The following is a 25,531-nucleotide window of genomic DNA, read 5'->3' as shown; positions in this document are numbered from 1 at the left end:
GTGAGCTTCGCGACGGGGTCGGTGCTCGCGTTCGTGACCGAGGTCGTGACCGTACTCGACTCGCCGGCGACGATGCCGTTCGGCTCGATCGACTTCGATGCTGCGGCCGAGATGACGGTCAGCGGGATGCGGTACGTCGCGTCATCGCTCGCGCTGGCGGTCTCGCCGTTCAGCGAGACGTCGACCTGGAGGTCGTTCTTGATGAAGACCTGCTCGCCGAGTTCTGCGACGGCCGCGCGCTGCGCGAGGTCGACGTCGACGGAAGCGGAGGCGCCCTGCGGGATGACCCCGCCGGCGCTGTTCGTGAAGGTGAAGCGGAGACCGGCGATGGTGTCGACATCGACGCCGTCGGGGAGTGCCGCTGCAGCCTGTGCGGTGCCTGCGACCCACTCGGTGCCGTCCCACACGTCCACCTGGACGAGGTCGGCGCCCTCGGGCAGCGTGACGGTGCCGAGACCGGTCACACCGAGCAGCGAGAACGGGTTGGGCTGCGCGGACGGGTCGATCGGGTCGGTCAGCACGAGTTTCGTCACACCGGCGTTCGACGTGTTCGTGCCGATGAGGCTCGCGGTGGCGGGGGTGCCAGGAACGGCCGGGCCGCCCTCAGGGGAGATGGTCTTGGTCGCGCCTGCGTGGAGGGCGAGGACCACGATCGGGGTCACCGTCGCGGTGTCTGTGGCCGGCTTGACGCCGTTTGTTGCAGTGATGGTGGCGGAGTTGACGACGGGGATGCCGCTCTTCGCGTAGGGGTAGTCGTCCGGGACGCGGACGGTGATGGTGACGTTGCCGCTCGTCGGCTTCATCCCGATGGCCCCGGGCGGGTCGCTCAGCGTCTCCGACATCACCACGGTGACCGTGTTCCCGGTGACCGACGACGTCGCCTTGCCGAGCGAAGCATCGAGCTCGACGTTCTCGATCACGAAGCCGGCCGGCACGTTGTCGACGATCGTCGCGTTGGTGCACGCGCCGTTGACCGAGATCGCGATGCAGCTCACGTCGAGCGTGTAGCTGAAGGTCTCACCCGGCCGCACCGTCTCGGAGGAAGCGGTCTTCTCCATCGTCACCTCGCTCATCTCTGCCGCGACGGCGGCTGGTGCCGTCAGTGAGACGAGGCCGGTCGCAACCACGACGGACATCAAGAAGGCGAGCAAGCGGGAACGATGGCGCATGAACAGCTCTCGGCTACGTCCGCGCGCGCAGCGGGCGCGCGGGTGCACGCCATCACGCTGTGGTGGCGTGCACGCGCGCAGTGACAGGCGTGCGGAGAATCGGGATGGTTTCGGGTGTGTTTTCGGGCGTTCGGGTGGTTCGGGTGGTTCGTTTTCGGGCGTGCTGACGGTGCAGGGTCCGGGTGGTTCGGGTGCTGCGTCCAGGGGCGTCCGGGCATGCGGGTGCACGGGAGGAGCGGCATCGGGATTCGGGATCCCGAGCTGCGGATGATTCCCCTGGGCGGCACTCGCGGTGGACCATGCGGACCCCCACACGGGTGTCCACCGAAATGCCGACAGTCATCAAAACTACACAGGAAATGCGCAGTTGCGCAACGTTTGTTGGCCGATTTTGGGACGAATGACCCACTCATTGACCCCGCCGACCGACCAGATCCCGTCCGCCACGCCTGGGTTGTCCACAATTCCGGGAGTCTCGCGCCATCCCCGCCCGATTTCGGCTGTTTCCGATCCGTATTCGGGCAGAACGGACGATTTTCACCGGAACGTTCCGGAATTGTGGACAGCAGGCCGGTGGGATGGGCGATGCGGCGGGCCGCCGGACAGGGCCGCTTCCGCCGGGCGCACCCCGACTCGGGGCGGTCCGCCGCCTCCGCCTAGGATGGAGCGTGTGACTGATTCCCCCGCCGCCCCGCATCGCACCTGGTCCTGCATCCTCTTCGACCTGGATGGAACCATCGTGGATTCCGCGCCGGGCATCATCTCCCGCATGAAGACGACGCTCGCCAACGTCGGCGCCGTCGTTCCCTCGGACGCCGACCTCCTCAAGTGGGTCGGGCCGCCCATCCTCGAGTCGTTCCGCGACTTCGCCGGCATGAACGAGGAACAGTCCCACGAGGCGCTGCTCGAGTACCGCCGACAGGTCGCCATCGAGGGCGCAGAGGTCGGAACCGCCGTGTTCCCGGGGGTCGCCGGTGTCCTGGCGCGCATCGCCGAGGCCGGCATCCCGCTCGCACTGGCGACGTCGAAGCCAGAGTCGCAGGCGAACGTCATCCTCGAACACTTCGGCCTGTTGCAGTACTTCACCGTCATCTGCGGCGCGTCCGAGGACGAGTCGCGCAGCCGGAAAGCCGATGTCGTGGCCGAGGCGGTTCGTCGTCTCACCGAGCAGGGCGTCGACCTCACCCACCCCGTGCTCGTCGGCGACCGGCACCACGACGTGCTCGGCGCTGCGGAGCACGGCATCCCGACGATCCTCGTCGAGTGGGGCTACGGCTCCCCCGCCGAGGCAGAGGGCGCCCTCTCGGTCGTGCACTCGACCGACGCGCTCTCCGCGTTGCTGCTGGGCTGACGCCCGCCGCGTCTCCCTTTCTCCTTCCGGCGAGGGGAGGCGCAATGTCGCTCCCGAGCGTCCTGAACCGCCGTCTGCCTCCCCTCGCGGAGGATCGAGCCGAGGGGCGACGGTTAGAGCGCGTGCGGGGCGCGGGCTGCGAGCGCGGCGAGGGCAGCGGTGGTGGATGAGGTGAGCTCGGTCGGCAGGGAGTCGAGGGCGAACCAGGCGAATGCCGCGTGCTTCTCGGGTTCACGCAGCTGCGGCTCGCCGGTGAAGTCGGTGGCGAGGTGCACCGGCGAGATCCAGTGCTGACCGAGCTCCGGCTCGAAGTGGTCGACGACGCACAGGAGCGTTGTCGTGCCCAACTCGATCCCGAGCTCCTCCTCGACCTCGCGCCGGATCGCGTGCTCGACCGTCTCCATCCAGTCGATCTTGCCTCCGGGCAGCCCCCAGCATCCGGCCTCGGGATCGCGGAGGCGTTGGAGGAGCATGATCCTGCCCTCCTGCACGATGGCGGCGCCGCAGCCCGACCGCGGCTGACGTCCGTCGGCCGGCCCGGGTGTCGACGAAGCTGCCGCCTCGCTGAAGTGAGAACTGCTCGTCATACAACAACGCTATCCGTTCCCCTCCGCCGTCCACCAACGGCCGGTTCCTGTTCACAACTCAGGCGAGCCGCGGCGTGGCGCGCGAAGAGCCCCGGCGTGTCTGAGCGACACGCCGGGGCTCTCCTGAATTGCGAACGGGGTCGGACCGGACGAACCGAACGGGGTCGGACCGAACGGGGTCGCAACGGACCGACGAACCGCTAGATCAGCGCGTCCGACAGGTGGTTCGGCGTCCCGAAGCGGTGCGCCGTGATCGAGACGGCCTGCTCCTGCAGGAACGGCAGCAGCTCGATGCGGCCGGCCTCGGTCACGTCGCCGGCGTACACCGCGACGTCCGGGCTGCCGTCGGTCACGTGGGCGACACCCTCGGTCGAACCGCCGATGAGACGGATGCGTGCACCGGCCGTGACACCCCGCAACGACGCTGCGGTCACGAGCCAACGGTCATCGCTCTCGACCGCCACACCCGTTGCGATGGCGCCGATCGCCGCCCCCAACGCCCCGGGGAGCGCCACCGACGACGACACGTGCACCACCGCTCCGGCAGCGGCACCCGCCGCGACCACCCGGACGAGCTGCGCGAGCGGTGCGCCATCGGACAACCGCACGTGCACCTCGCGGGGCACGTACCGGAACACGTTGCGCTCGGCCGTCAGCTTGGAGACGTCCTTCGCGACGCCGAACTCGTCCGCCCAGGCGGCACCATCGCTCGCGACGGCGCGACGCAGCGACGCGAAGTCGTCGGCCGTGAGCACCGTGTCGGCCGCCCGCAGCAGCGCGGCGACCTCCGGACGGGGCGAGCGACGCTCAGCAGCACGACCCGCGGTGTCGAGCGCGGTGCTCTCCGCGGACGTCCAGGACCCGAGTCCGATGAGGTAGTTCGGTCCACCGGCCTTTGTGCCGGCGCCGACGGCCGACTTCTTCCAGCCGCCGAACGGCTGACGCTGCACGATCGCCCCCGTGATCCCCCGGTTGACGTACAGGTTGCCCGCCTGGACCCCATCGAGCCAGGTGCCGACCTCGGCCGGGTTGAGCGAGTGCAGACCGGAGGTGAGGCCGTAGTCGATCTCGTTCTGGATCGCGAGCGCCTCCTCCAGCGTCGCAGCGGTCATGATGCCGAGGATGGGGCCGAAGTACTCGGTCAGGTGGTACTCGGACCCGCGCGCGACGCCCGTGCGGACGCCCGGGCTCCACAGCCGGCCGCTCTCGTCGAGCTGCTTCGGCTGGATGAGCCACGACTCGCCTGCGCCGAGGGTCGTCAGACCGCCGAGGAGCTTGCCGGCTGCCGGTTCGATGATCGGACCCATCTGCGTGGTCGGGTCGACCGGGTAGCCGACCTTGATCGACGAGACGGCGTCGACGAGCTGGTTCCGGAAGCGGCGCGAGGTCGCGACGGAGCCGACGAGGATCACGAGCGACGCCGCGGAGCACTTCTGCCCCGCGTGACCGAACGCGGAGTTGACGACGTCCTTGACGGCGAGGTCGAGGTCGGCGCTCGGGGTCACGATGATCGCGTTCTTGCCGCTCGTCTCGGCGAGCAGGGGCAGCTCCGGCCGGAAGGAGCGGAACAGCTCGGCGGTTTCGTAGCCACCCGTGAGGATGACGCGCTCGACGGACGGGTGGGCGATGAGGTGCCGGCCGAGGCCGCCCTCGTCCACCTGCACAAGACGCAGCACGTCGCGCGGGACACCGGCCTCCCACAACGCTTCGACCATCACGGCGCCACTGCGGCTCGCCTGCGGAGCCGGCTTGATGACGACGGGCGATCCCGCGGCGAGGGCTGCGAGGGTCGATCCCGCGGGGATCGCGACGGGGAAGTTCCACGGCGGCGTCACAACGGTGAGCTTCGCCGGGACGAACGTCGCGCCGTCCATCGTGTCGAGTTCGCGGGCGCGTTCCGCGTAGTAGTGGGCGAAGTCGATCGCCTCGGACACCTCGGGGTCCGACTGGTCGAGGGTCTTGCCGGTCTCGGACGCCATGACCTCCATCAGGCGGCCGCGCGCTGCAGCGAGCCCGTCGCCTGCGCGGTGCAGGATCACGGCGCGCTCGGCGCCGGAGAGCGCACCCCACGCGATGCCGGCCTTGGTCGCGCCGTCGATGACCTCGTCGAGGGCGTCGACGGTGGTGACGGTGGCCGCCGCGATGGCGTCGACACCGAGGGTCGATGCTGCGACGCGGGACAGGATGTCGGCTCCCCAGACCCGGTTCGCTGGCAGCGACGGGTCGGTGTCAGGCGTGTTCTCGAAGCGGTCGACGGCGGCCGGCGCATCGGCCCTCGTACGGTCCTGGAGACGGTTGGGCGCCGGCACGGTCGCATCGAGTTCGGCGAGGGAGGCGAGGAACCGCTGCTGTTCGCGGGCGAAGAGCGTCTCGTTCTCGCTCAGCTCGAACACGGCGGACATGAAGTTGTCCTGGCTGGCGCCCTCTTCCAGGCGACGGATGAGGTACGCGATCGCGACGTCGAACTCCTGCGGGTGGACGACCGGCGTGTAGAGGAGGAGTTCACCGACGTCGCGCTTGACGGCCTCGGCCTGCCCCTGCGCCATGCCGAGGAGCATCTCGAACTCGATGCCCCGCTCGACGCCGCGCTGCTTCGCGAGCAGCCAGGCGAACGCGATGTCGAACAGGTTGTGCCCAGCGACGCCGATGCGCACGTTGTCGATGCGGTCGGGGTGCAGCGAGTACTCGACGACGCGCTTGTAGTTGGTGTCGGAGTCCTGCTTCGTGGACCAGGTGGCGAGCGGCCAGTCGTGCAGCGACGACTCGACCTGCTCCATCGGCAGGTTGGCGCCCTTCACGATGCGGACCTTGATGCCGGCGCCACCGGCTGCACGACGCGCGGCGGCCCACTCCTGGAGGCGGATCATCGCTGACAGCGCATCGGGCAGGTACGCCTGGAGGACGATGCCGGCTTCGAGCTGCGTGAACTGCGGCAGGTCGAGGAGCTTCGTGAAGACCGCGATCGTGAGGTCGAGGTCCTTGTACTCCTCCATGTCCAGGTTGATGAACTTGGCGGGGCTGGCCGCTGCTGCGCGCTCGAAGAGGGGCGTGAGGCTCGTGACGACGTGCTCGACGGCGTCGTCGAAGGCCCAGACCGAGTGCGGGCTGACGGTCGAGGAGACCTTGATGGAGACATAGTCGACGTCCGCGCGGGCGAGGAGCTTGTGGGTCCCGTCGAGGCGGCGCGCGGCCTCCTTCGTGCCGAGGACCGCTTCGCCGAGCAGGTTGACGTTCAGGCGGGTGCCAGGCGTCTTGATCTTGGCGATGGCCGGGCCGAGCTTGGCGTCGGTCGCGTCGACGACGAGGTGGCCGACCATGTTGCGCAGGACCTTGCGGGAGATCGGGATCACGATGCCGGGGAGCAGCGGCGCGAACGCCCCGCCGCAGCGGACGGCGGCCTTCATGTACCAGGGCAGGAAGGCGGGGACCTTCGGTGCGATCGTGTTGAGGTTGCGGGCGGCGACGGACAGGTCCTCCGGACGGACGACGCCGTCGACGAAGCCGACCGTGAATTCGAGGCCGGTCGGGTCCTTGAGGACACCGGCGAGCTGCTGTGCCGAAGCGTCGGCCGGGATGCCGGACGCCGTCGTGAGCCAGCGGCGGACGAGGGTGATCGCCTCCGCGGCGAGCGCGTCGCGCTCCGCGGTGCTGAGGCCGGCGCTCGGTGCGCCGTCTGCCGGTGCTGCCGGTCCCTGAGCTGGGACTGCCGCTCCCTGAGCCTGTCGAAGGGCCCGGTCGGCGCCGTCTCCTTCTGTGTCGGGAGTGGTGGTGGTGGTGTCGGTCATGGTGGCCTCGCTGGTGCTGGAGCTGTCACGCTGAAAAGGGTGGGGGATCCGATCAGTATGGGGTCGGACTCCAATAAGATAAAGCGACCGTTTCTGACGGATATTCATCAGCAATACTGAATGATTGGATGGCGCGGGATGCTCGATGTCAAACGCCTTCGCCTGCTGCGCGAACTCCACATCCGCGGGACCCTCGCCGGTGTCGCCGAAGCCTTGAATTTCAGCCCTTCCGCGGTCTCGCAGCAGTTGTCGCTGCTTGAGCAGGAGACGGGTGTCGAGTTGCTGCGGAAGGTGGGCCGGCGCGTCCAGCTGACCCCGCAGGCCGAGATCCTCGTCGGCCACGCGGAGGAGTTGCTCGACATCCTGGAGCGTGCGGAGGCCGACCTCGGTGCATCGCTCACGACCGTCTCCGGCACCATCCGCGTCGCCGTGTTCCAGTCCGCGGCGCTCGCCCTGATGCCCGGCGCCCTCAGCACGATGCGGCGGGAGCATCCGGAGGTGCGCGTCGAGATGGTGCAGCACGAGCCGGAGACCGCCCTCGCCGAGACGTGGGCGCGAGACTTCGACGTCGTCGTCGCGGAGCAGTATCCGGCGCACGCTGCGCCCCGGCACCCCGGCCTCGACCGACGAGAGCTGACGACCGACGCCATCCGGCTGGCCTGCCCGCCCGTCCGGACCCAGATCCACGAGGTGCAGCGGATCGAGGACGCGGCCGATCTGCCGTGGGTGATGGAACCGCAGGGCGCGGCATCGAGGCACTTCGCGGAGCAGTTGTGCCGGCGGGCGGGGTTCGAGCCCGATGTCCGCTATCAGACGGCCGACCTGCAGGCGCAGATCCGTCTCATCGAGTCCGGCAATGCCGTCGCCCTCATCCCCGACCTCCTGTGGGCCGGACGTGAGACGAGTTGCCGGCTGCTCGGCCTGCCCGATGCGCCGCAGCGGACGATCTTCACCTCGGCCAGGCAGTCCGGTGTGACGCGGCCGGCGATCGTGGCGTTCCGCGAGGCGCTGGGGGCCGAGGCGGAGCGCGTCTTCGACGCCCTGTAGGCGTGTGGGAACGCCCTGCCCCACAGAAGGACAACCGCGCGAGAGAAGGCCTCCCGCACAAGAAACGTCCTTCTCTCGGGCGGTTCTCCTTCTCCCAAGCGGTCGACATCGGCGGTCAGAACCGAGTCGTCCGATCCACTACTGTTCGATCATGACCAACCAGCACCCGCCGGCGCTCCAGACGCCGTCCGTCGCGCCGGCTCAGGCCGCCCCCACACCCGCCGCGGCACAGACGCTGCCGTCGATGCCGACGCCGACGCCGACGCCGACGCGCAACCCCTACGCCACTCTGGCCATCGTCGGGTTCGTCCTGTCGTTCCTCGTGCCGGTGAACGTCGTCGGTCTCGGGGTCAGCATCGTCGTCCTCGTGAAGTCGATGCGCGCTGGCTACACCAGCAAGCTCGCGGTGGCCGGCATCATCATCGCGTCGATCTTCATCGTGCTGATGAGCGTGTTCCTCTTGTTCTTCTTCGTCCTCTTTATGCCGATCTACCTCGAGGGACTCTGATGAGCGACCAGCAGCCGACCCAGGCTTACGTCGCGCCGACGAGCCCCGTAGAGCCAACCGCCGCAGCGTCGAGCGCCGCACCGTCGTACCCGGCCCAGCCGTCGTTCCCAACCCAGCCGCCCGCGGGATGGGGGCCGCTCCCCGCGCCGACGAACCCGCACAAGACGCTCTCCATCGTGGGGTTCATCCTGTCGTTCTTCTTCCTGTTGAACTTCGCCGGGCTCGTCGTGAGCATCGTCGCGATGGTGAAGTCGCGTCGTGCCGGGTTCGGGAGCGGATTCGCGCTGGCCGGGATCATCATCGGCGGTCTCGGGGTGCTGCTCACGCTGGCGGTGCTTGCGATGGCGATCCCCGCACTGATCGACGGCGCGAGCACCTGCGCTGAGCTCGGGAACGGGACCCACGTCATCGGCGACCGTGTCTACACGTGCACGCCTGGCTCGTTCTACGTCTCATCCTCCTGGTAGGCGACGACCGCCCCGCGGAAGGACAACCGCGCGAGAAAAGGACGATTCTGCCCGATCAGTCCTTGCGCCGGGTGAACAACCTTCTGCGGGGACGTGATGGGACGCCGGACTCGGTGCACGCGTCGCACACACAGGTCTCGCTTCGTCCGTGGCCCTCACCGCGCCACGCGAGGTATGCGGCGTACGGGTCGTCGATGGGCGGCAGCGGTGGCGACCGCCTGACGAGCGGTGCGGCCCGTCGGCCGAGGACTCCGCCGTCGTCCGCCTGCGCGACCGCGTCCGCAGCTCGACGGGGCTCATGCTTGCGCTGCACATGACGTGCGTGGTGACCGGACATACTCCGATTCTGCGTGAGGGCGCGTAACGAGAGCGTCTGCAAACCATACTGAGATGCGACGAGGGGATTCGCGATGACCGACCCGCACGAGGTTCGTGCACACGTGGTGGATCTCATGTGGGCGTGGGACCCGATCGGCGTGGCCGAATCACGGATGCACACCTGGACCGAGTACCACGGCCTGGCAGATCAGATCATCGCCGCATTCCACCGTGGGGTGTCTGCTGAGACGATCGCCCGGGACATCGCCCACGAGGTGGCGGTGGATTGGTTCGGCTCCACAGGAACACACGACGATCTCGTCCGCGATGCGGACATGCTGCGAGGCGCCACCGCGGCGGTCCGGCGGACGCTTGCCTACCTCGCCACCGTCGATCCCGCGATCGTCGCCGCCCTGGTGCAAGCGACGATCGTCAGCACCACCACGAACGTCGGTACCGCCACGAACACCGCCGACCAGGACGGTGCACGCCCATCCCGCGTCGACTCCGACTGGTTGGCCACCTTCGACCAGACGATCGGCCGGCTCCTCCTGAACGGACGACCCGTCGGCTATCTCGCGTTCAAGCTCGACACCGTCAGAACCCGGATCGGCGGGCACCTCTGGTGGCGCAGGTACAGCGCGCCGAGACCCGTCGTCAACATGCTGGAGAGCTACGGCGAGCCACCTCACGACGGTTGGTGGCAGGATGCCGTCCTGGACGGAGACCAGATCATCTGGGCACGGAACCTCGTCGAGGCAGGCACCTGGCAGATCTCGCCCGAGCACTGGTCGACCTGGGCGAGCGCTCCTGCCGTGGAATCGGTCAACGATGAGAACGGCACTCCGTTGCCCCTGACCTTGGAGGTCGTGATGCTGCGCGGCGAGGAACGCATCGCGGCCTGGAACGAACACGGCTGGGGGACACCGCTCGCCGGGTGAGGCGCCCATACAGGTCGCCGAAGAGCCTCACCTGCCGGGATCGCCCACCGCCCCGTCCGCAGACGCGCGGTTGCGCTTCGCCCGGGCCAACACGACGTCGAGGGCTGCGAGCGTGTCACGCCAGCCGTCGACCTCGATACAGCGCACACCCATGGCCGCAACGGGGTGATTGTTCCCGCCTTCACGCAGTTGATCACCGAAGTACAGGACGTCGTCGAGCGAGTACCCCGTCGATTCGAGGAGTTTGGCGATAGCGAACGATTTGTCGCGTCCTCGCCGTGTGACATCGATCGACGTCGAACCGCCCACACGCACCTCGAGATCCGGCAGCAGCGGCGCGACAGCCGCCTGCAGGCGGCGCATCTTCGCGCCCGTCGGATCCCAGATCGACTTCGCTTCGATCGGGGCCTCCTGGCCGAGCGCGGAGAACGTCACCTGAGATTCCCGATCCTCGAGCGCCTCACCCCACGGATCCTCCGGCCAGTACCCGAGCACCCGCGCCGACGACTCGATGGCCGCGAACGCGCGTGCTTTCTCGCTGTGATCCAGGGTTTCGACGTACCGGCGCACCCACCCTGAGTCGTCCTGTCCAAGCGTCGATCGATCGGAGCCCTCCCAGCGGTAGTACTGCGTACCGCACGCCGGCATCACGTGGAGCCGATCGAGACGCCCGGCGCCAAGCTGTTCGAGCGGCGAGATGAGCTGTGATCTGAACTGGCCGAACTGCCCACCGGAGATGACCGCGACGTTCGTCCGCTCCAACAGTTCGGCCAAACGAACGGCCATCTCGACGTCGAGGGGCGACTTCGATGGCGCGAGCGTGTCGTCGAGATCGAACGCGACGATGGCCGTGAGCGCGAGCGCGTCCAGGCCCAGGCCAAGGTCCAGGTCAAAGTCCACCGGCGAGTGCCTGCCCGTCACGCGGATGCCCGCCGCTGCAGCCTGGCCACTCCGATCATCGAGTCGGCCATGCCGTAGAACACGAAGTACTCGGACCCGATGCGCTCGATCGCCGTGGGGAACACGACGTTGGCCACGGTCCCTGCGGTCTCCTCGGCCGTCTCGGGCGAGAGGAGCGGCTCCGTGGTCCGACCGATCACCTTCGACGGGTCCGCAGCATCGAGCAGCAATGCACCTGCGACGTAGTGGACGTTGTCCTGCGGAACGAAGGCTCCGCCGACCACCGTGCCGGTGACGCCGTGGTGGATGACGAGCCACCCCTCTTCGACGCGCAGTGGAGCCGGCCCTGCTCCGATCTTGAGCGCCTCCCACGGGAACTCCGGACCTGCGACGAATCGGTGCCCTCCTGGCCTGGTGAGCGCGCTGATGTCACGCAGGACCTCGTCCGCCGGGACGTAGGAGATCCACACGCTTGCGCGGTCGTCATCGGTGCCGGCCGGCAACGGAGGGCGTTCCTCGGGGCGCACGAAGCTGAAGTCCCACATGGGCCGATGCAGCACTGCGTAGCTCGGGACACCGTCCGGGTCCGGCACGACCTCGGGGAAGAACACGACGTCCTTGTTGGGGAACAGGTTGAGATCGGTGTCGAGGTCGTCCTCGTATGCGAACTGCACGGGGCCGAGACGCTTCCAGGAGATGCCGTCGGTGGAGATCGCGAGCGCGGGCCGCGGGCCCAACGGACCGAACGCGACATACGTCATCACGTGCTGGCCGAGCGAGGGGATCCAGGTGATGCGCGGGTCCTCGACGCCGCCGTGATGATTACCGTGTTCCCAGCCGCGGTCGGCCTCCAGCACGGATCCGAGGCGTTCGACACCAGTCGGCACGCCATCCTCGATCACCACGCGTGCCCGGCCGACGCGAGAGACATTGCCAGCCGCCACGAGACGCGGGTAGAGGTAGAGCTCACCGTCCGGTCCCCAGGCGGTCGCGGGGTTCAGGACCCCTTCGGCTTCGGCCGGTTCGGCCGGGTCCGGGCGCATGAGCACGCCCACGCGCTCGAACAGGTATGGGATGTCAACTGACTTGATGTGTGTGTCGGTCACGCTATGGCTTTCTGGGTTGCGGTCGTGCGCGGATGAACGGAGACGGAGACGTCGGCGGAATGAGGGATGAGTCGATGGCGCAGCCGACGACGCGGACGAGGCGGCGGCGCGAGGCGGCTCAGCCCTTCACCGCGCCGAGCACCCCGCTGACGAGATACCGCTGAATGAAGATGTAGCCGACGATGAGCGGTGCGGCCACGATGAAGGTCGCAGCTGCGAGCAACGGCCATTGGTTCGAGTAGGTGCCCTTGAACGCATACAAGCCGACGGTCACTGGGAACTTCCCCGGGTCGGCCAGGAGCACGGTCGCGAGGATGATTTCGTTCCAGATCCATACCGCCTGCAGGATGAAGATCGTTGCGAGCGCCGGCTTTGCAAGCGGTAGGACGAAGCTGAAGAGGTACCGCCAGTACCCGACACCGTCGAGCGCAGCAGCCTCATCGAGTTCGACGGGGATGGACTTCACAAAACCGCTGAAGAGCAGCGGGCCGATGCCGAGGCCGACGCTGACCATCAGGATGTAGCCGATCCGGTTGTCATACAGGCCGAGGCGCAGGAGCAGCTGGAACTGCGTGATGAGCGCGTTCGGGAGGAACAGCACCAGCACGAACAACACCGACCACCACTTGCCGCCGCGGATGTACCCGCGCGAGACGGGGAACGCGAGCACCAGAGTGATGAGCGTTCCGATGGCAGCCCCGGCCCCGGTGTAGAGCACGCTGTTGAGGATGTAGGACCCGAAGTTGCCCTGCTTCCACGCCTCGATGAAGTTCCCCCACTGCGGATCACGGACGATGCCGACGGGGTCGCCGATGAACTCGGCGTTGCTTTTCAGCGCCGTGTTCAAGAGGTAGAGCAGCGGGAAGAGGAAGACGACGAGGACGACGGCGATGCAGATGTACGCACCGATCGGCACCCGTCGACGACGACGACCGACGAGCTTGCCATCGCCGATCTTCGCGCCGCTCTGGCGGCCCTTCCGACCGGTGGGACCGTACCCGGAGGCGGCCGATGCGACATCCTGGGCTCCCTCCGTCCGGTCGGATGGATCGCTGCGGGGAGTTGTCACGGGGACGCTCACAGTTTTGCCTCTCTTCTGCGCAGGTACCAGAGGGCGATGAGGCTCACCACTCCGACGAGGACGAATTGCACGATGGAGATCGCCGCCGCATACCCCTGCGACTGTGAGAGGGTTGTGCCGGATTTCCCGCCGAACCCCTGCACGTAGACGAGGAGCGACAACACCTGGGTCGATCGGTTGTTCGGGCCGGTGAGGACGTAGGTCAGCTGGTAGCTCTGCAACGCGTTCACGATGCCGAGCAGGACGTTCGCGGTGATGGAGGGCGCCAGCATCGGCACCGTGAGGAAGCGGAAGCGCTGCGACCCGGTGGCCCCATCGATGTTTGCGGCTTCGTAGAGTTCCTCTGGGATGGCCTGCAGCCCGGACAGGAAGATGATGACCGATACGCCGAGCACCATCCAGATCTGGACGACGATGACGAGCGCGAGCGCGATCTTCGGGTCGCCGAAGAACGCGGATTCACCGCCGAACCAGGACAGTACGGATGCCGCGGGTCCGCCGTTCACGTTGAACATGAGCGAGAACACGAGCCCAGTGACGGTGACGCCTAGGACGGTCGGCATGAATACGACGGCCCGGTAGAAGTTCCGACCGCGCAACGGCTTGTTCAGCAGGATCGCGATGCCGAGAGCGAGCACGATCTGGATGACGGTGCTCGCGATCGCGAAGACGATCGTGTTGCCGAGGGCGTTGGCGCTGTCGCTCCACTTGGCGGGTGAGAAGAACGAGAGGTAGTTCTCGATGCCGACCCAGTTGACCGGCAGATAGGGCAAGCCTCGGAGATCGGTGAACGACACCACGAGCACGCCGACTGCCGGCACGAGCCCGAAGACCGTGAGGACGAGGAGGCCGATGCCGAATGAGATGCGAACGGGGCCGCGGCGAGGGAAGGGGAAGGAATTCGACACGAGTGAGTCCTTGGGTCGGAGCGACGGTGGTTCCGGAAGGGTGTCCGGAACCACCGCGGTCGCTCAGCCTAGAAGGCGGCCTTCCAGGCGGACTGTGCCGCCTCGGCCGCCTGCTTGGCGGAATCGGAACCGAGCGGAGTCAGCGCGGGGTAGTTGAACGGGTAGACGGCGTCCTGGCCGGCCTTGTTGTTGGCCACCCACACGGTGTCCCAGGCGGGCTCGAAGGTCGAGGTGTAGTCCTTGATCGAGTCGAGGAACGGTGTCGCCGCGATGTCCGGCTGAGCCGGGGAGAACCCGGACTTCTCGACGAACGTGGTGTAGTTCTTCGGGTTCGAGAAGTAGTCGAGCCATGCGAGCGCCGCAGTCTTGTTCTTGGTGTTGGCAGCTGCCGCGAGCTGGAGTTCGATCTTGCCGTTCAGGAACGCGTTGTCGGAGGCGGTGTCCGAGGCGGGGAACGGGAAGTAACCGTAGTCGAAGGCACCGTTGACGGCGGCCTTGATGGTCGGTTCGTTCCAGGTGCCGTCGACGGTCATCGCGTACTTGCCTGCCGCGAATCCGGCCGGAATCTCGTCGTAGCCGGTCCCGGCGAAGTTGGACTGTGCGTTCTGGAAGACCGTCTCGGTCTTCTCCAGGATGCTCTGCGGTTCAGCGTCAGTGAGCGAAGCGGTTCCCTTCCAGAGTCCCTCGACGAGCTTTGCCTTGTCGTCGGCAGTCGGGTAGGTGCCTCCGACCGCACCGAGCATGGCGAGACCGGCCGGCCAGGTGTCCTTGCCGCCGATGCCGAAGGGCGTCTGTCCGTTCGTCTTGAGCGTGCTCATGACATTCTCGAGCTCGCTCCACGTGGTCGGAACGGCGAGGCCGTACTGCTGGAACAGCGCCTTGTTGTAGTAGACGCCCGTCGAGTAGCTGAGGCCGGTCGGGACGGCGAACTGCTTGCCGTCGATCTCTTGCGAGTCGAGCACACTCTGTGTGTAGTGGGAGAGGAACGACTCCTTGGTGAGGTCGAGCAGTCCGCCTGAGCGTGCGAGGAGGACGTCGTCGGAGGTGGAATCCTTGGCGAAGTCTGGGACTTCGACGAAGTTCTTGACGACGATGATGTCGACGTTGCCTGCGGTCAGGCGCGACGATTTCGTCGCGGGGTAGTTGTCGTTGGAGACGGAGGAGAACGTGACCTTGACGTCCGGGTACTCCTTCTCGAATCCGGCGTTGATCGCCTTGAACGCTGCATCCGATGCGTCGGCGCTCGACACGAGGACCTGAAGTTCGCCGGTGGGCTTGCCGCCGTCGGAACTCGCACCGCCTCCGCTGGAGCATGCGGCGAGAACGGACGCCGTAACGAGTGCTGTGGCGCCGATCAGACTGCGCCGTACCAGGGCTTTCGCCCGCAACTTCTTCGTTGCCATGTTCTTTCTCACTCCTCGTGATTGCGGCTCTCAGGACCGCCGTCGGGATTACCGAAACGTTTCGGTTGCGCTAGCTTTGCACGCCGACGCGCACCTGCGCAACCACCAGTCGCGACTCAGCGCGGCGCTGGGCCGGTCGAGTCCCTCACCACGAGCATGGCCGGGGGCACTGCGACATCGTCGACGACCTCGCCATCGATGGTGCTCAACAACAGGCGCGCCGCCTCGAATCCGATGAGCTTCGGAGACGTCTGCACGGTTGTGAGCGACGGGCGGAGATACCCGCCGAGCTGAATGCCGTCGTACCCGGCCACCGAGATGTCGCTCGGCACGTCGAAGCCGTGGTGCTGTGCTTGCGCGACGAACCCCATCGCACTCAGGTCGTTCGCGCAGACCACGGCAGTCGGGCGGATGCGGGAGGCGAGGATCGCGTCGGCCGCCTCGAGTCCACCCTCATACGTGAAACCGCCGGCCGCGACCGGCCCGGGTGTGATCCCGAGGGACTCGAGCGAGGCGCGCCACGCCAATTCACGCTGCTGGGAGTGAATGAACTGGGGCGGGCCGCCGACGAACGCGAACCGCTCGTGGCCGAGGCCGACGAGGTGCTCGACGAGCGCACGGATCCCCGCCTCATGATCCTGCCGCACGCTGGGCAAGGGAAAACGCGCATCCGGGTTGATCCCGACCGCAGGAAGCCCGAGCTCCGAGACGACTGCGACACGCGGGTCGTCGATCTGCAGCTCATTGAGGAAGACGCCGTCGACGCGGCGACCTGCGGCCAACCTGCGATACCGGTTGATGACCTCTTCCGAACTCGGACTGGTCTGCAGGACGAGGGCGAAGCCGCGCTCGTCGATGTAGGACTCGATACCGCCGATGAAGCCGCCGAAGAAGGGGTCCATTTCCAGCACATCCGGGTCGCGATGCACCACGAGACCAACGGAGAACGTCTTCTTGCCCGCGAGGCTGCGACCGCGGACCGACGGCACGAAGCCGAGTTCGTCGGCGGCGGCGACGATCTTCTTCCGCGTCTCCTCGGAGACGCCCGGCCGGTCGTTCAACGCGCTCGACACCGAACTGATCGCGACTCCCGCACGGGCGGCGACGTCGTTGATGGTCACCCGATCCACCATCGCCACCCTCCTCAATGCCGCGCAGCGATTGCATCGGCCCGACGAGAAGACTCTAGATCATCGGTGCCGCCGGGAGCCGCAGACGCCACGAAGACCTTGTCGAGCACGGATGGGCCCTGCTACGTTCGACGCGACCGAAACGTTTCGGTCAATTCTCCGAACCGATGCGATCCACTCGGAGACGAACCGCCCGATTCACGGCGCACCGCAGCGTCGCGAACAGAGGAGCCCAATGAAGAGCACACCCATCAGACGTGGCGCGGCAGCCATCGGCGCCGCAGCCCTGACCGCAGCGCTCATCGCCGCAGCGGCAGCGCCGGCCGCAGCCGTGCCACCCCCGACCGCCACGACGGCTGCGACCGCCGCGACGACCGACCGTGCAGCTCCAACGCCGGTGCCGGTCGTCGACGAACTGGCAGACACAACCGCAACCCAGCAGCGATGGCTGTCCGTCCCCCAGTCACGCGTGGTTCTGAACCCCTACAATTTCGACGGGAACGGGAGCGAGCTCGCACAGAACTCCGGCCCGGACCTGCCGCTGTCGAACGGCTACTACGCGCACGACACCGCCATCCGCACCACCAAGATCCTTCAGACCTTCGTCGCACCCGGCCCGGCCCCAGACACCGAAACGCCAGGGCATGGCGGCGAGGGACCGGCCGCGGCATACTCGGCCGACTTCAGCTCGGTCGGCCAGGCGGGGAGCCCCTGGGCGCTCAAGAACCTCGCGGCATCCGTCACCGACGGCGCCGTCTCCCTCACGACGCAAGGCTCCGGCGACCACTGGGGCTCGCTCGAGCAGACGGTCACCGTCGACGTCTCGGCGAACCCCCTGCTCACCGTCGACGTCCCGAGCACCAACGGCCTCTGGGCGGTCAAGGTCGCAGCCCCCGGCCAGGGCGATGTCAAGCTGCACGGCGACGACCTGCAGACGACCGGCTCGACAACCTTCGACCTCGCAGCCAAGACCGGCTGGACGGGAATCCGCACCTTCACGCTCAAACTCTTCGCCGTCGGTAAGCCCGGCGCCCCGGCGACCACCACCTTCAGCGGCGTCAGCATCCACCCGGGCGGCTTCCCCGACGACGGCACCACACCAGGATTCGCCGACGACTTCACCACCGAATCGACCGCAGCGTGGACCGAGAGCAGCAACGGGACGACTCTCGTCAGCAACGGCAGCGCCGCGGTGCTCACCCTGCCGGGCAGCGACTGGGGCTATCGCGCCAGGAACGTGACGGTCGACATCGACGCGAACCCCCTCCTGTCCGTCCGTGTCGGCTCGGACTCTGGCATGTGGGCGCTCAAGGTGAACCGAGGCCTGAGCGGCGACGACACGACACTGCAACCGGACACCTCGCAATCCGGCGTCTTCACCTACGACCTCGCCGGCGTCACCGGCTGGACCGGGAAGACCGACTTCTTCATCAAGCTCTACCAGGTCGGCAAGGGGAAGTCGGGCACGAAGACGAGCTTCGACCGTCTGTCGATCCACCCCGGTTCCGCCTGGCTCAGCACCGCGAAGGACGTCACATCCAGCTGGGATCCGACGAAGCTCGGCTACACGGCGAGCTACGCCGGCATCGATGGGCAACTGACCACGAGCGACCAGTTCACGGCCACCGACCCGAACGCCTACACGCGTCAGGTGACGAGCACCCTCGCAGGCGGCTCACCCGTGGTAGCCGGCCCGTACAACGGGACCACCCGGTACAACGACCAGTCCAACACGATCACCGTGGACGGTGCCGACGCGAGCTACGCCATCGCCCTACCGGCGGCGGCACAGGTGCGCTTCTACGACTCGGAGTCTGCGTTGCGCTTCGGTCGGGGCGGCACCGCATCCCCGACCAGCGCGTCCGGATACTGGGCCGCGACGCTCACATCAGGGACCTCGACCGTTGGCGTCGGCTGGGCCATCAGGGACGCCGACCACCCGGCAGATGCGACGGCGGCGGCTTCAGCGATCGCGGCCATCGCCGACGGCGCGACCGATGCGGCATCGGCCACCTGGACCTCGTTCTGGAACGACTACCTGGCACGCGTCCCCATGGTGTCCGACTTCTCCATCCAGCGCGTCGCCGACGGCGGCGTCACACCAGAGCAGATGCGACACTTCTACCTGCAGGCGTGGATCGGCCTCGAGATGAACGTCCTCCCCGCCACACCGGAGACCGGCAACCGGTTCGCGCAGCTCGGAACGGGTAAGCCGTCCATGTGGATGAACGGCACCCCCGGAACACGCAACGTGGCGAGCTGGGACTCCCTGCTCGGTATGCAGCAGCTCGTCTACACCGACCCGGAGAACGCGTGGGCGTCCTTCCAAGGCATGATGGCGCTCGTCAACGACCAGGTCGACCCCTCCGCGTATGAATACGGCGAGCTGGGTGGCGAATCGCTGCCGTCCCGCAAAGCGCAGACGGCCTGGATCCTCTACCAGGCGACAGGCGACCGCGATCGCCTCGAGAGCATCTACCACTCCCTCAAAATCCACCTCGCGTGGGAGAAGGAGAACATGCGCTGGGTCCTCCACGGACACAACTACCTCGATGAACGCGACAGCGAATTCGTCGCGTCCCTCATCTTCGACCTGGAGTACGCGTCGAAGATCGCCCGACTGCTCGGCCATGAGGATGACGCATCGGCCTGGGACGGCTGGGTGCCGGAGCTCACGACCGATTACGAAACCTGGTTCTTCCCCACCACGGCGGACGGGAACGGGACGAACTGGTCGACGGTGCAGAAGACCTACCTCGACTCCTCCCGGACACAGGCGCCACCCGCCGACCCGGGCGAGGCTGCGCCATACCGCAACGAACTCGGCCAGTGGGTCGATCCGGGTTGGTCGTTCTACACGTCCACGGCTCTCGCCATCGACGGCTTGAAGTCCGAGTTCCGCGACAAGGTGCGGACCCGCTTCGAGGCAGACTACGACGAGCACAAACAGCTGGCCGGCCTCGGGAAGTTCGCGATCAAGGCCCCCGATGCGCAGTTGCTCGTCTACGGGCTGCTCGACAGCGGCAACCAGCAGGAGATCGACGAGGCCGAGGTCGTCATCCAGTCGCTCAACCGCGACATGACCCTTTCCGGGCTCTTCTCCGAGGTCTACTACGCCACCGGGGAGATCGGGAAGCCGGTCGGCGCACGCGGCGTCCGCCCGTCGCTGTTCGGCATCTCGAACCTCATCGACAATGTGTTGCTCACCAACGGCGTGCGCACCTCGGAGGGCGACCCGTCATTCGTCAGGTTGGCGAACTCGACCGGCGGCGTCACCGGCTTGAGCTGGATGGGCAAGCGACTCGACGTGGACATCAACGGCGGCGACATCGCCCTCAGCGGTGAAGCTGTTGCGGACCCGAGCATCTGTCGGGTGATGGATGCACCGGTCGGTGCGAAGCTCGGCATCACCTCGTGCGGGATCGAGCCGGGCGCGGCGTCCGTGACGCTCTCGGCTGGAATGGCGAAGCAGGGGGCGGCGATCACCGTCTCCGGCTCCGGTTTCGGAGCGGGCGCATCCGTCACGACAATCCTGCACAGCACGCCCACCGAACTCGGGACGACCACCGCCGACGATGCCGGCTCGTTCACAATCGAGGTGCGCGTGCCGAAGACGGCGGAGATCGGCGATCACACCGTCGTCGTCTCCGACGGAACGACGGAGGTGCGAGCCGCGCTGCGCGTGCTCGCGGCAGATGCTCCCGGAGGAGGAAGCGGCGAGAATGGCGGCGGAACCGGCTCCGGCGCAACTCCCGGCTCGTCCCAAGGAGCAGGCGGCCTGTCCTCGACCGGAGTGGAGGTGACAGCCTGGCTCGTTCTCGGTGCACTGCTCGCGGCGGGCGGCGGCGTATTGCTCTCCATCCGCCGGCGCCGCACCGCGTCCGAACGCTGACGCGAGCCCGCCTCAGCCCGCCGAACCGTGCCTCTCCGGTGCGGTTCGGCGGGTCCCCGACCTGCTCGTCGGCACGCCACGCGGGATCGGACATACGTTCCATCAGCTGGAGCACTCGTCAATCTCCAGGCCGCAGTCATCGTCGCGTCATCACTCGCCTGCATCGACGCAGCCTCGGAGCTATGCCGCGGCCGGCGGCGTCGTCGAGCTCATCGAGCTCTACGCCGCCGCCAGCGCCATCCGGGCTCGAGTAATCACACCCTCAGCGCCTCACCAACTCGTTCGCCGTCCGCAGCACGGGCGACGCCGTCAGCTCCTGCTCACGGCCTGCCGGCACCCCGCGCACCGTGAACGTGCGCGTCTCACCGGGGAGGAGCGTCACGAGCGCGTCATCGACCTCCGCCTCAGCGGCGATCCGGTCCGGGAAGACGCTCAGGTCACGCAGGAGCGATGCGGCCGTGACCGTGAGCAGCACGTCGTCGACAGCGTCACGTGAGACCGTCGCCGTGAACGACGGCTCAGGGTACGCGAGGTCGCGATCCTCGGCGAAGAACCAGAACGTACGTGCCCCGAGGCCACTCTCCGCAATGATCAGTTCTGACGCAGCATCGCCAGGGACCGCGATCTCTGTCGGCAGCGACACCCGTGCGGAACCGAAGCGATCCGTCACAACGCGGGTGTCGAACGTCGCGAGGACCGTGCCGTCGAAACGCACACGACGCACGGTCACGAACTCACGCCACTGCTCGCCGCCATCATTGACGCCGATGAGCGCGAGCCCGCCGTCGGCGGCCGGCTGGATCGTCAACAGACGCGTCGCCTGAGCGGACCGAAGCGCGTACCAGAGCGGCTTCTTCCGGCCGTAGCCGTCGACCGCCGCCCAGGAGGTGACCGGCCAGCAGTCGTTCAGCTGCCACACGATCGTCCCGAAGTTCAGCGGCCGGAGTGACCGGTAGTACTCGATGCCGAGTGTGATCGCGCGCGCCTGGTTGAGCTGCATCGCGAAGTGCCAGTCGTCCATCGACTCAGGCAGTTCGAAGTGCGGTTCGAGGCCGCGTTCGAGCTTGCCGTTGCCGCCGTCGGCCTTCTGGTGGTGCAGCATCCCGGCCGATGTCGGTGTGAGCGGCTCATCGCGGACGGAACGCTGGATCGTCGACCACGTGGGCGGCGCCTGCCAGCCGAACTCCGAGACGAAGCGCGGACGGTACTCGCGGTACACCGTGTAGTCGACCTGGTTCCAGACGTCCCACACATGCTTGAGGGCGTGCGCGTCATCGTTCGGGTGGATGTCCATCGTGCCCGAGTACGGGGAACCGGCGAAGTACGGACGAGACGGGTCGACCGCGGCGACCACCGCCGGCAACAACTCCAGGTAGTACCCGAGGCCCCAGGTCCGATCGCCGACCGCTTCCTGCCAGTACCAGTCGAACCAGCCCCAGATGTTCTCGTTGTTGCCGTTCCACAGCACGAGGCTCGGGTGCGGCATCAGGCGCTCAACGTTGTCACGCGCCTCCGCCTCGATCTCCTTCGCCAGCCGCTCGTCCTCCGGGTACGCGGCGCACGCGAAGAGGAAGTCCTGCCAGACGAGCACCCCGAGTTCGTCGCAGACGCGATAGAACTCCTCGCTCTCGAAGACGCCACCGCCCCAGACGCGCAGCAGGTTGGTGTTGGCGTCGACCGCCTGTGTGACGCGCTCGCGCACCCGCTCCTCCGTGACCCGCGGGAGGAAGCTGTCGTCCGGGATCCAGTTCGCTCCGCGGATCGGCACGGTCGCGCCGTTGATCACAAAGACGAACGGCGTGCCGTCGGCGTCGGGAGTCGTGTCGACGCGCAAGGACCGGAAGCCGATGCGGCCGGTCCAGGAGTCGAACGGGGCGGTCTCCACGAGTGTCTCCTCCACCGAGGCGTCGTCGCGGAGTTCGACGACGGCGTCGTAGAGCCGCTGCGTGCCGAGGCCGTGCGGCCACCACAGTTCAGGCTCCGGAACGACGACCTCGAGGTGCGCAGACGTCTCCCCCGGCGCGACCTCTGCAATCGCGGTCACCCCACCGACGGCGGCGCTCACTCGGATCGTGGTTTCGGCCGGCGCATCGAGTTGAACCGCGAAAGCCGCCAGCCCGCGCGGACCCTCGACCGTGACGGTCGGGCTGACACGGGCGATGCGCGGCGCGGCAGAACGGACGAGTTGCACGGTCCGCCAGATTCCAGCGGTGACGAGCGTCGGGCCCCAGTCCCAGCCGAAGTTGCTCGCAGCTTTGCGGATGTAGTTGAAGGGCGCCGGGTACGCGTTGGGGAGTTCACCGATGCGCTCCCGCTCGGCCTCGGCGAAGGCCCATGCCGAGTCGAAACGGACCGCGATCGTGTTGGCGCCGTCGACGAGCTGCTCCGCGACCGGGACCTCGTAGCGGCGGTGCATGTTCTCGGTGCGGGCGACGATCTCGCCATTCACGGTGATCGTCGCGATCGTGTCGAGGCCGTCGAACGCGAGCACGACCCGCTCGCCGTCGACCACATCGTGGTCGAGTGTCAGCTCGTAGACCCAGTCCGTGCGCCCGATCCAGTCGAGCGTGAGTTCGTTGAGTTCGAGGTACGGGTCGGCGATGAGGTCCGCCGCGAGCAGGTCCGTGTGGACGGTGCCCGGGACGGTCGCCGGGATCGGCAGGGCCGCGACGATGTGCGCCGGCACGTTCGTCGCATCGGCTCCGTCGGCGAGGCGCAGGGTCCAGCCGGTGGCGAGAGCGGTACGGGTGATCATCGGTGACCTTTCGACGACGCGGATGCGGATCGGGGAGCCGAGGTGCGTCCGTGCATCTCATCCTCCCGTTTGGATGACTATACCGGTAAAGTAATCAACGAGCAGCTGGCGGGGCGGCTGCGGTGCTGTCCGCGATCGCCAGACGAGGTTGGGAGAAGTCGTGACCATCGGCAACGAAGCCGCCGGAACCGCCGGCGGCACCCGAGTCGTCTCCGCCACCAGCGCCACCTTCGCGCACATCGCCCAGATACCCGGCGGCCGCGGCGAGCAGCAACTGCCGACCGGCCTCGCGACCGAGCGCCATCACATCACGCTTCACGCTCGTCAGTCGCGGTCGCACGATCTGGCTCAGGATCGAGCCGTCCCACGCGACGACCGACATCGCATCCGGCACCGCCACGCCCGCACCACGCAGCACCTCCAGCCCGGCCACGGCCAGCAGGTCGCTGTCGTACACGATGGCCGTCGGTCGCTCCGACGACGCGAGGAACGCGGCCGTCGCCGTCTCGCCCAGCTCCGACGTCGCTTGCCCCTCACGGACATCGCCTGTCATCCCACGACGAGCCAGCCCGTCGAGGAACGAGCGGTTCCGGCGCTGCGTGTACTCACGACTGGCCGACTCGGTGACTCGCGCGACACGACGGTGACCGAGCGCCTGCAGGTGGTCGAGCACCAGCTCGTTGGCACCGGCGTCATCGCTTCCGAGGACCGGGAACCCGCACGGCTCATCACCGAGGACCACTGCCGGCAACCGGAGTTCGTGCAGAAGCGCGATGCGCGGATCATCCACAAGCACATCCGAGATCAGCACGGCATCGACCCTGCGCTCCGCGGCAAGCGTCCGGTAGATCTGCGCCTCCCGCTCGGGATCCTGCGCGATCTGCAACGAGAGCGCCGTCGACGTCGTGGACAGTTCGCTCTCGATGCCGGCCAACAGCCGCAGATAGAACGTTTCCGTCTCGAGCGAGTCGGCGGAGCGCGCGAGGACAAGACCAACCGCTCCGGCACGATCGACAGACAGCGAGCGGGCGGCCGAGTTCGGCCGCCAGCCGAGCGCATCCGCCGCATCGATGACCCGTTGCCTGGTCTGCTCGGAGACGCCCGGCTGCCCATTGAGCGCGAACGACACGGCCATCTTCGAGACACCCGCGCGTGCGGCGACATCGGCGATCGTGGTGCGTTTGGGGCTGCGGGTCGGCATGCGCATCAGGCTACCGCGCGTTCCGTCCACGACCCAGGCATCGCCGCGGATCACCCCAGACGACACCTGGGCGGCATCGATTTCACCCGAGCCCCCGACCCGACCACCACCGGTACCCTGGAGGCACCATGACGACCGACGACGACGACCGCCAAGAAGCGCGATCGGCCGCGGCACAGCACCGCCAGGCGGAGCTGCTCGCCCTCGTCCGTCGGGACGGCCGCCTCGATGTCGGTCCGGCGGCCGCGCGTCTCGGCGTCACGCAGGAGACCCTTCGACGCGACCTCCGCGCGATGGAACGAGCCGGTCTCGTCCGCCGCAGCTACGGCGCAGCGTTCCCCGTGGAGAGCGGCCGGTTCGAGACCCGTTTCGACCTCCGCGAGTCCTCCAACCCGGAGGAGAAGAACCGGATCGCGGCCGCAGCGATCGCGCAGATCGGCAGCGCGCAGACGATCTACATCGACGAGGGCTACCTGCCGCTGCTCATCGCGCGCGGCCTGCCGACTGACCGACCGCTCACCGTGGTGACCGGATCACTTCCGGCCGCGATGGAGATCGCCCCACGCCCTGAGCTGGAAGTCCTGCTGATCGGTGGCCGGGTTCGTGGCACGACGTTCGGGACCGTCGAGCACGGGCACGACTCGCTCCTCGGGCGGCTCATGATCGACATCGCGTTCCTCGGTGCCAACGGAATCTCGGCGTCGCGTGGCCTCACCACTCCCGACCCGAGCGTCGCCGCGGTGAAGAGCGCGGCGATCGCGGCGTCGAACCGTCGGATCTTCGTGGGTGCGCACACGAAGTTCGGGGTGTCGAGTTTCGTCCGCTTCGCCGGCGTGGCGGACTTCGAGGCACTCATCACGGGCGAACAGCTGCCAGCGCACCGCGCCCAACAGTTCTCACAGCTGGGGCCGAGGGTTCTCCGAGTCTGAGCCGCATCGAGCACAACTCCTTCAATTTGGCCGCGGCGATCGGTCCGAACCCC

18 protein-coding genes are annotated in these 25,531 nt (G+C 67.7%); 7 read left to right on the top strand and 11 right to left on the bottom strand.

What is annotated here, in order from left to right; genetic code table 11:
• Positions 1 to 1,839 precede the first annotated feature (1,839 nt).
• Entirely contained in the window at positions 1,840 to 2,520 is a 681-nt protein-coding gene (locus tag ACL9RL_RS08295; RefSeq protein ID WP_422779755.1) for an HAD hydrolase-like protein, read from the top strand.
• A 113-nt stretch (positions 2,521 to 2,633) separates the two neighbouring features.
• Here the strand turns inward: ACL9RL_RS08295 and ACL9RL_RS08290 are convergent, their stop codons facing one another.
• Together ACL9RL_RS08290 and ACL9RL_RS08285 are read right to left on the bottom strand one after the other, a co-directional pair.
• Positions 2,634 to 3,107 carry an NUDIX hydrolase gene (locus ACL9RL_RS08290; RefSeq protein ID WP_422779754.1) on the bottom strand — a complete coding sequence of 158 codons (474 nt, stop codon included), beginning with the start codon at positions 3,105 to 3,107 and terminating at the stop codon, positions 2,634 to 2,636.
• Positions 3,108 to 3,307: 200 nt separating this feature from the next.
• A complete protein-coding gene (locus tag ACL9RL_RS08285) occupies positions 3,308 to 6,892 on the bottom strand; it encodes a proline dehydrogenase family protein (protein WP_422779753.1) in 3,585 nt (1,194 codons plus the stop codon).
• Between the two features lie 138 nt (positions 6,893 to 7,030).
• Between ACL9RL_RS08285 and ACL9RL_RS08280 the strand changes: the two genes are divergently transcribed.
• The 3 genes from ACL9RL_RS08280 to ACL9RL_RS08270 all read left to right on the top strand — a co-directional run bounded on the left by ACL9RL_RS08280 (position 7,031) and on the right by ACL9RL_RS08270 (position 8,914).
• Positions 7,031 to 7,939, top strand: a complete 909-nt coding sequence (locus ACL9RL_RS08280) for a LysR family transcriptional regulator (protein ID WP_422779752.1) — start codon at positions 7,031 to 7,033, stop codon at positions 7,937 to 7,939.
• A gap of 151 nt (positions 7,940 to 8,090) precedes the next feature.
• Positions 8,091 to 8,447: a hypothetical protein gene (locus tag ACL9RL_RS08275; protein WP_422779751.1), complete on the top strand. Its 357-nt coding sequence runs from the start codon at positions 8,091 to 8,093 to the stop codon at positions 8,445 to 8,447.
• Positions 8,447 to 8,914, top strand: coding sequence for a DUF4190 domain-containing protein (locus tag ACL9RL_RS08270; protein WP_422779750.1), 468 nt, complete (start codon positions 8,447 to 8,449; stop codon positions 8,912 to 8,914). Before ACL9RL_RS08275 ends, ACL9RL_RS08270 begins: the two co-directional genes overlap by 1 nt.
• A gap of 55 nt (positions 8,915 to 8,969) precedes the next feature.
• Here ACL9RL_RS08270 and ACL9RL_RS08265 read toward each other — a convergent pair whose 3' ends face one another.
• Positions 8,970 to 9,251: a hypothetical protein gene (locus ACL9RL_RS08265; RefSeq protein WP_422779749.1), complete on the bottom strand. Its 282-nt coding sequence runs from the start codon at positions 9,249 to 9,251 to the stop codon at positions 8,970 to 8,972.
• A 73-nt stretch (positions 9,252 to 9,324) separates the two neighbouring features.
• Here ACL9RL_RS08265 and ACL9RL_RS08260 point away from each other — a divergent pair, with 73 nt between their 5' ends.
• On the top strand, positions 9,325 to 10,173 hold the full coding sequence (locus ACL9RL_RS08260) for a hypothetical protein (RefSeq protein WP_422779748.1): 849 nt from the start codon (positions 9,325 to 9,327) through the stop codon (positions 10,171 to 10,173).
• A 27-nt stretch (positions 10,174 to 10,200) separates the two neighbouring features.
• Here the strand turns inward: ACL9RL_RS08260 and ACL9RL_RS08255 are convergent, their stop codons facing one another.
• From ACL9RL_RS08255 to ACL9RL_RS08230, 6 genes are all read right to left on the bottom strand, one after another.
• Complete coding sequence (locus tag ACL9RL_RS08255) at positions 10,201 to 11,073, bottom strand: HAD-IIB family hydrolase (protein ID WP_422779747.1); 873 nt, start codon at positions 11,071 to 11,073, stop codon at positions 10,201 to 10,203.
• 17 nt (positions 11,074 to 11,090) lie between these two features.
• Complete coding sequence (locus tag ACL9RL_RS08250) at positions 11,091 to 12,116, bottom strand: glycosidase (protein ID WP_422779853.1); 1,026 nt, start codon at positions 12,114 to 12,116, stop codon at positions 11,091 to 11,093.
• Positions 12,117 to 12,297: 181 nt separating this feature from the next.
• Positions 12,298 to 13,248: a carbohydrate ABC transporter permease gene (locus ACL9RL_RS08245; protein WP_422779746.1), complete on the bottom strand. Its 951-nt coding sequence runs from the start codon at positions 13,246 to 13,248 to the stop codon at positions 12,298 to 12,300.
• An 8-nt stretch (positions 13,249 to 13,256) separates the two neighbouring features.
• Positions 13,257 to 14,168: a carbohydrate ABC transporter permease gene (locus ACL9RL_RS08240; RefSeq protein ID WP_422779745.1), complete on the bottom strand. Its 912-nt coding sequence runs from the start codon at positions 14,166 to 14,168 to the stop codon at positions 13,257 to 13,259.
• Positions 14,169 to 14,236: 68 nt separating this feature from the next.
• On the bottom strand, positions 14,237 to 15,571 hold the full coding sequence (locus ACL9RL_RS08235) for an ABC transporter substrate-binding protein (protein WP_422779744.1): 1,335 nt from the start codon (positions 15,569 to 15,571) through the stop codon (positions 14,237 to 14,239).
• 116 nt (positions 15,572 to 15,687) lie between these two features.
• Complete coding sequence (locus ACL9RL_RS08230; RefSeq protein WP_422779743.1) at positions 15,688 to 16,704, bottom strand: LacI family DNA-binding transcriptional regulator; 1,017 nt, start codon at positions 16,702 to 16,704, stop codon at positions 15,688 to 15,690.
• Between the two features lie 232 nt (positions 16,705 to 16,936).
• Between ACL9RL_RS08230 and ACL9RL_RS08225 the strand changes: the two genes are divergently transcribed.
• Positions 16,937 to 20,593, top strand: a complete 3,657-nt coding sequence (locus ACL9RL_RS08225) for a hypothetical protein (protein WP_422779742.1) — start codon at positions 16,937 to 16,939, stop codon at positions 20,591 to 20,593.
• Between the two features lie 262 nt (positions 20,594 to 20,855).
• Here ACL9RL_RS08225 and ACL9RL_RS08220 read toward each other — a convergent pair whose 3' ends face one another.
• Both ACL9RL_RS08220 and ACL9RL_RS08215 read right to left on the bottom strand, forming a co-directional pair.
• Positions 20,856 to 23,348: a glycoside hydrolase family 2 protein gene (locus tag ACL9RL_RS08220; protein ID WP_422779741.1), complete on the bottom strand. Its 2,493-nt coding sequence runs from the start codon at positions 23,346 to 23,348 to the stop codon at positions 20,856 to 20,858.
• Positions 23,349 to 23,442: 94 nt separating this feature from the next.
• Entirely contained in the window at positions 23,443 to 24,549 is a 1,107-nt protein-coding gene (locus tag ACL9RL_RS08215) for a LacI family DNA-binding transcriptional regulator (RefSeq protein WP_422779740.1), read from the bottom strand.
• A 128-nt stretch (positions 24,550 to 24,677) separates the two neighbouring features.
• Here ACL9RL_RS08215 and ACL9RL_RS08210 point away from each other — a divergent pair, with 128 nt between their 5' ends.
• Positions 24,678 to 25,478 (top strand): DeoR/GlpR family DNA-binding transcription regulator, encoded by an 801-nt coding sequence (locus ACL9RL_RS08210; RefSeq protein WP_422779739.1) that lies wholly within the window; start codon positions 24,678 to 24,680, stop codon positions 25,476 to 25,478.
• Positions 25,479 to 25,531: the final 53 nt, after the last annotated feature.

Origin of the sequence: Plantibacter sp. Mn2098, assembly GCF_049319745.1 — a bacterium.
Lineage (GTDB): Bacteria > Actinomycetota > Actinomycetes > Actinomycetales > Microbacteriaceae > Plantibacter.
Note: the sequence above shows the minus strand (reverse complement) of the source record. Positions and strands in the feature narration are given on the sequence as shown.

Bases quoted from the DNA above. Each gene is read 5' to 3' on its own strand.
- ACL9RL_RS08235 (WP_422779744.1), bottom strand. From the start codon at position 15,571: ATGGCAACGAAGAAGTTGCGGGCGAAAGCCCTGGTACGGCGCAGTCTG.
- ACL9RL_RS08290 (WP_422779754.1), bottom strand. From the start codon at position 3,107: ATGACGAGCAGTTCTCACTTCAGCGAGGCGGCAGCTTCGTCGACACCC.
- ACL9RL_RS08210 (WP_422779739.1), top strand. From the start codon at position 24,678: ATGACGACCGACGACGACGACCGCCAAGAAGCGCGATCGGCCGCGGCA.
- ACL9RL_RS08225 (WP_422779742.1), top strand. From the start codon at position 16,937: ATGAAGAGCACACCCATCAGACGTGGCGCGGCAGCCATCGGCGCCGCA.
- ACL9RL_RS08280 (WP_422779752.1), top strand. From the start codon at position 7,031: ATGCTCGATGTCAAACGCCTTCGCCTGCTGCGCGAACTCCACATCCGC.
- ACL9RL_RS08260 (WP_422779748.1), top strand. From the start codon at position 9,325: ATGACCGACCCGCACGAGGTTCGTGCACACGTGGTGGATCTCATGTGG.
- ACL9RL_RS08265 (WP_422779749.1), bottom strand. From the start codon at position 9,251: ATGTCCGGTCACCACGCACGTCATGTGCAGCGCAAGCATGAGCCCCGT.
- ACL9RL_RS08215 (WP_422779740.1), bottom strand. From the start codon at position 24,549: ATGCCGACCCGCAGCCCCAAACGCACCACGATCGCCGATGTCGCCGCA.
- ACL9RL_RS08230 (WP_422779743.1), bottom strand. From the start codon at position 16,704: ATGGTGGATCGGGTGACCATCAACGACGTCGCCGCCCGTGCGGGAGTC.
- ACL9RL_RS08275 (WP_422779751.1), top strand. From the start codon at position 8,091: ATGACCAACCAGCACCCGCCGGCGCTCCAGACGCCGTCCGTCGCGCCG.
- ACL9RL_RS08285 (WP_422779753.1), bottom strand. From the start codon at position 6,892: ATGACCGACACCACCACCACCACTCCCGACACAGAAGGAGACGGCGCC.
- ACL9RL_RS08220 (WP_422779741.1), bottom strand. From the start codon at position 23,348: ATGATCACCCGTACCGCTCTCGCCACCGGCTGGACCCTGCGCCTCGCC.
- ACL9RL_RS08250 (WP_422779853.1), bottom strand. From the start codon at position 12,116: ATGCGCCCGGACCCGGCCGAACCGGCCGAAGCCGAAGGGGTCCTGAAC.
- ACL9RL_RS08270 (WP_422779750.1), top strand. From the start codon at position 8,447: ATGAGCGACCAGCAGCCGACCCAGGCTTACGTCGCGCCGACGAGCCCC.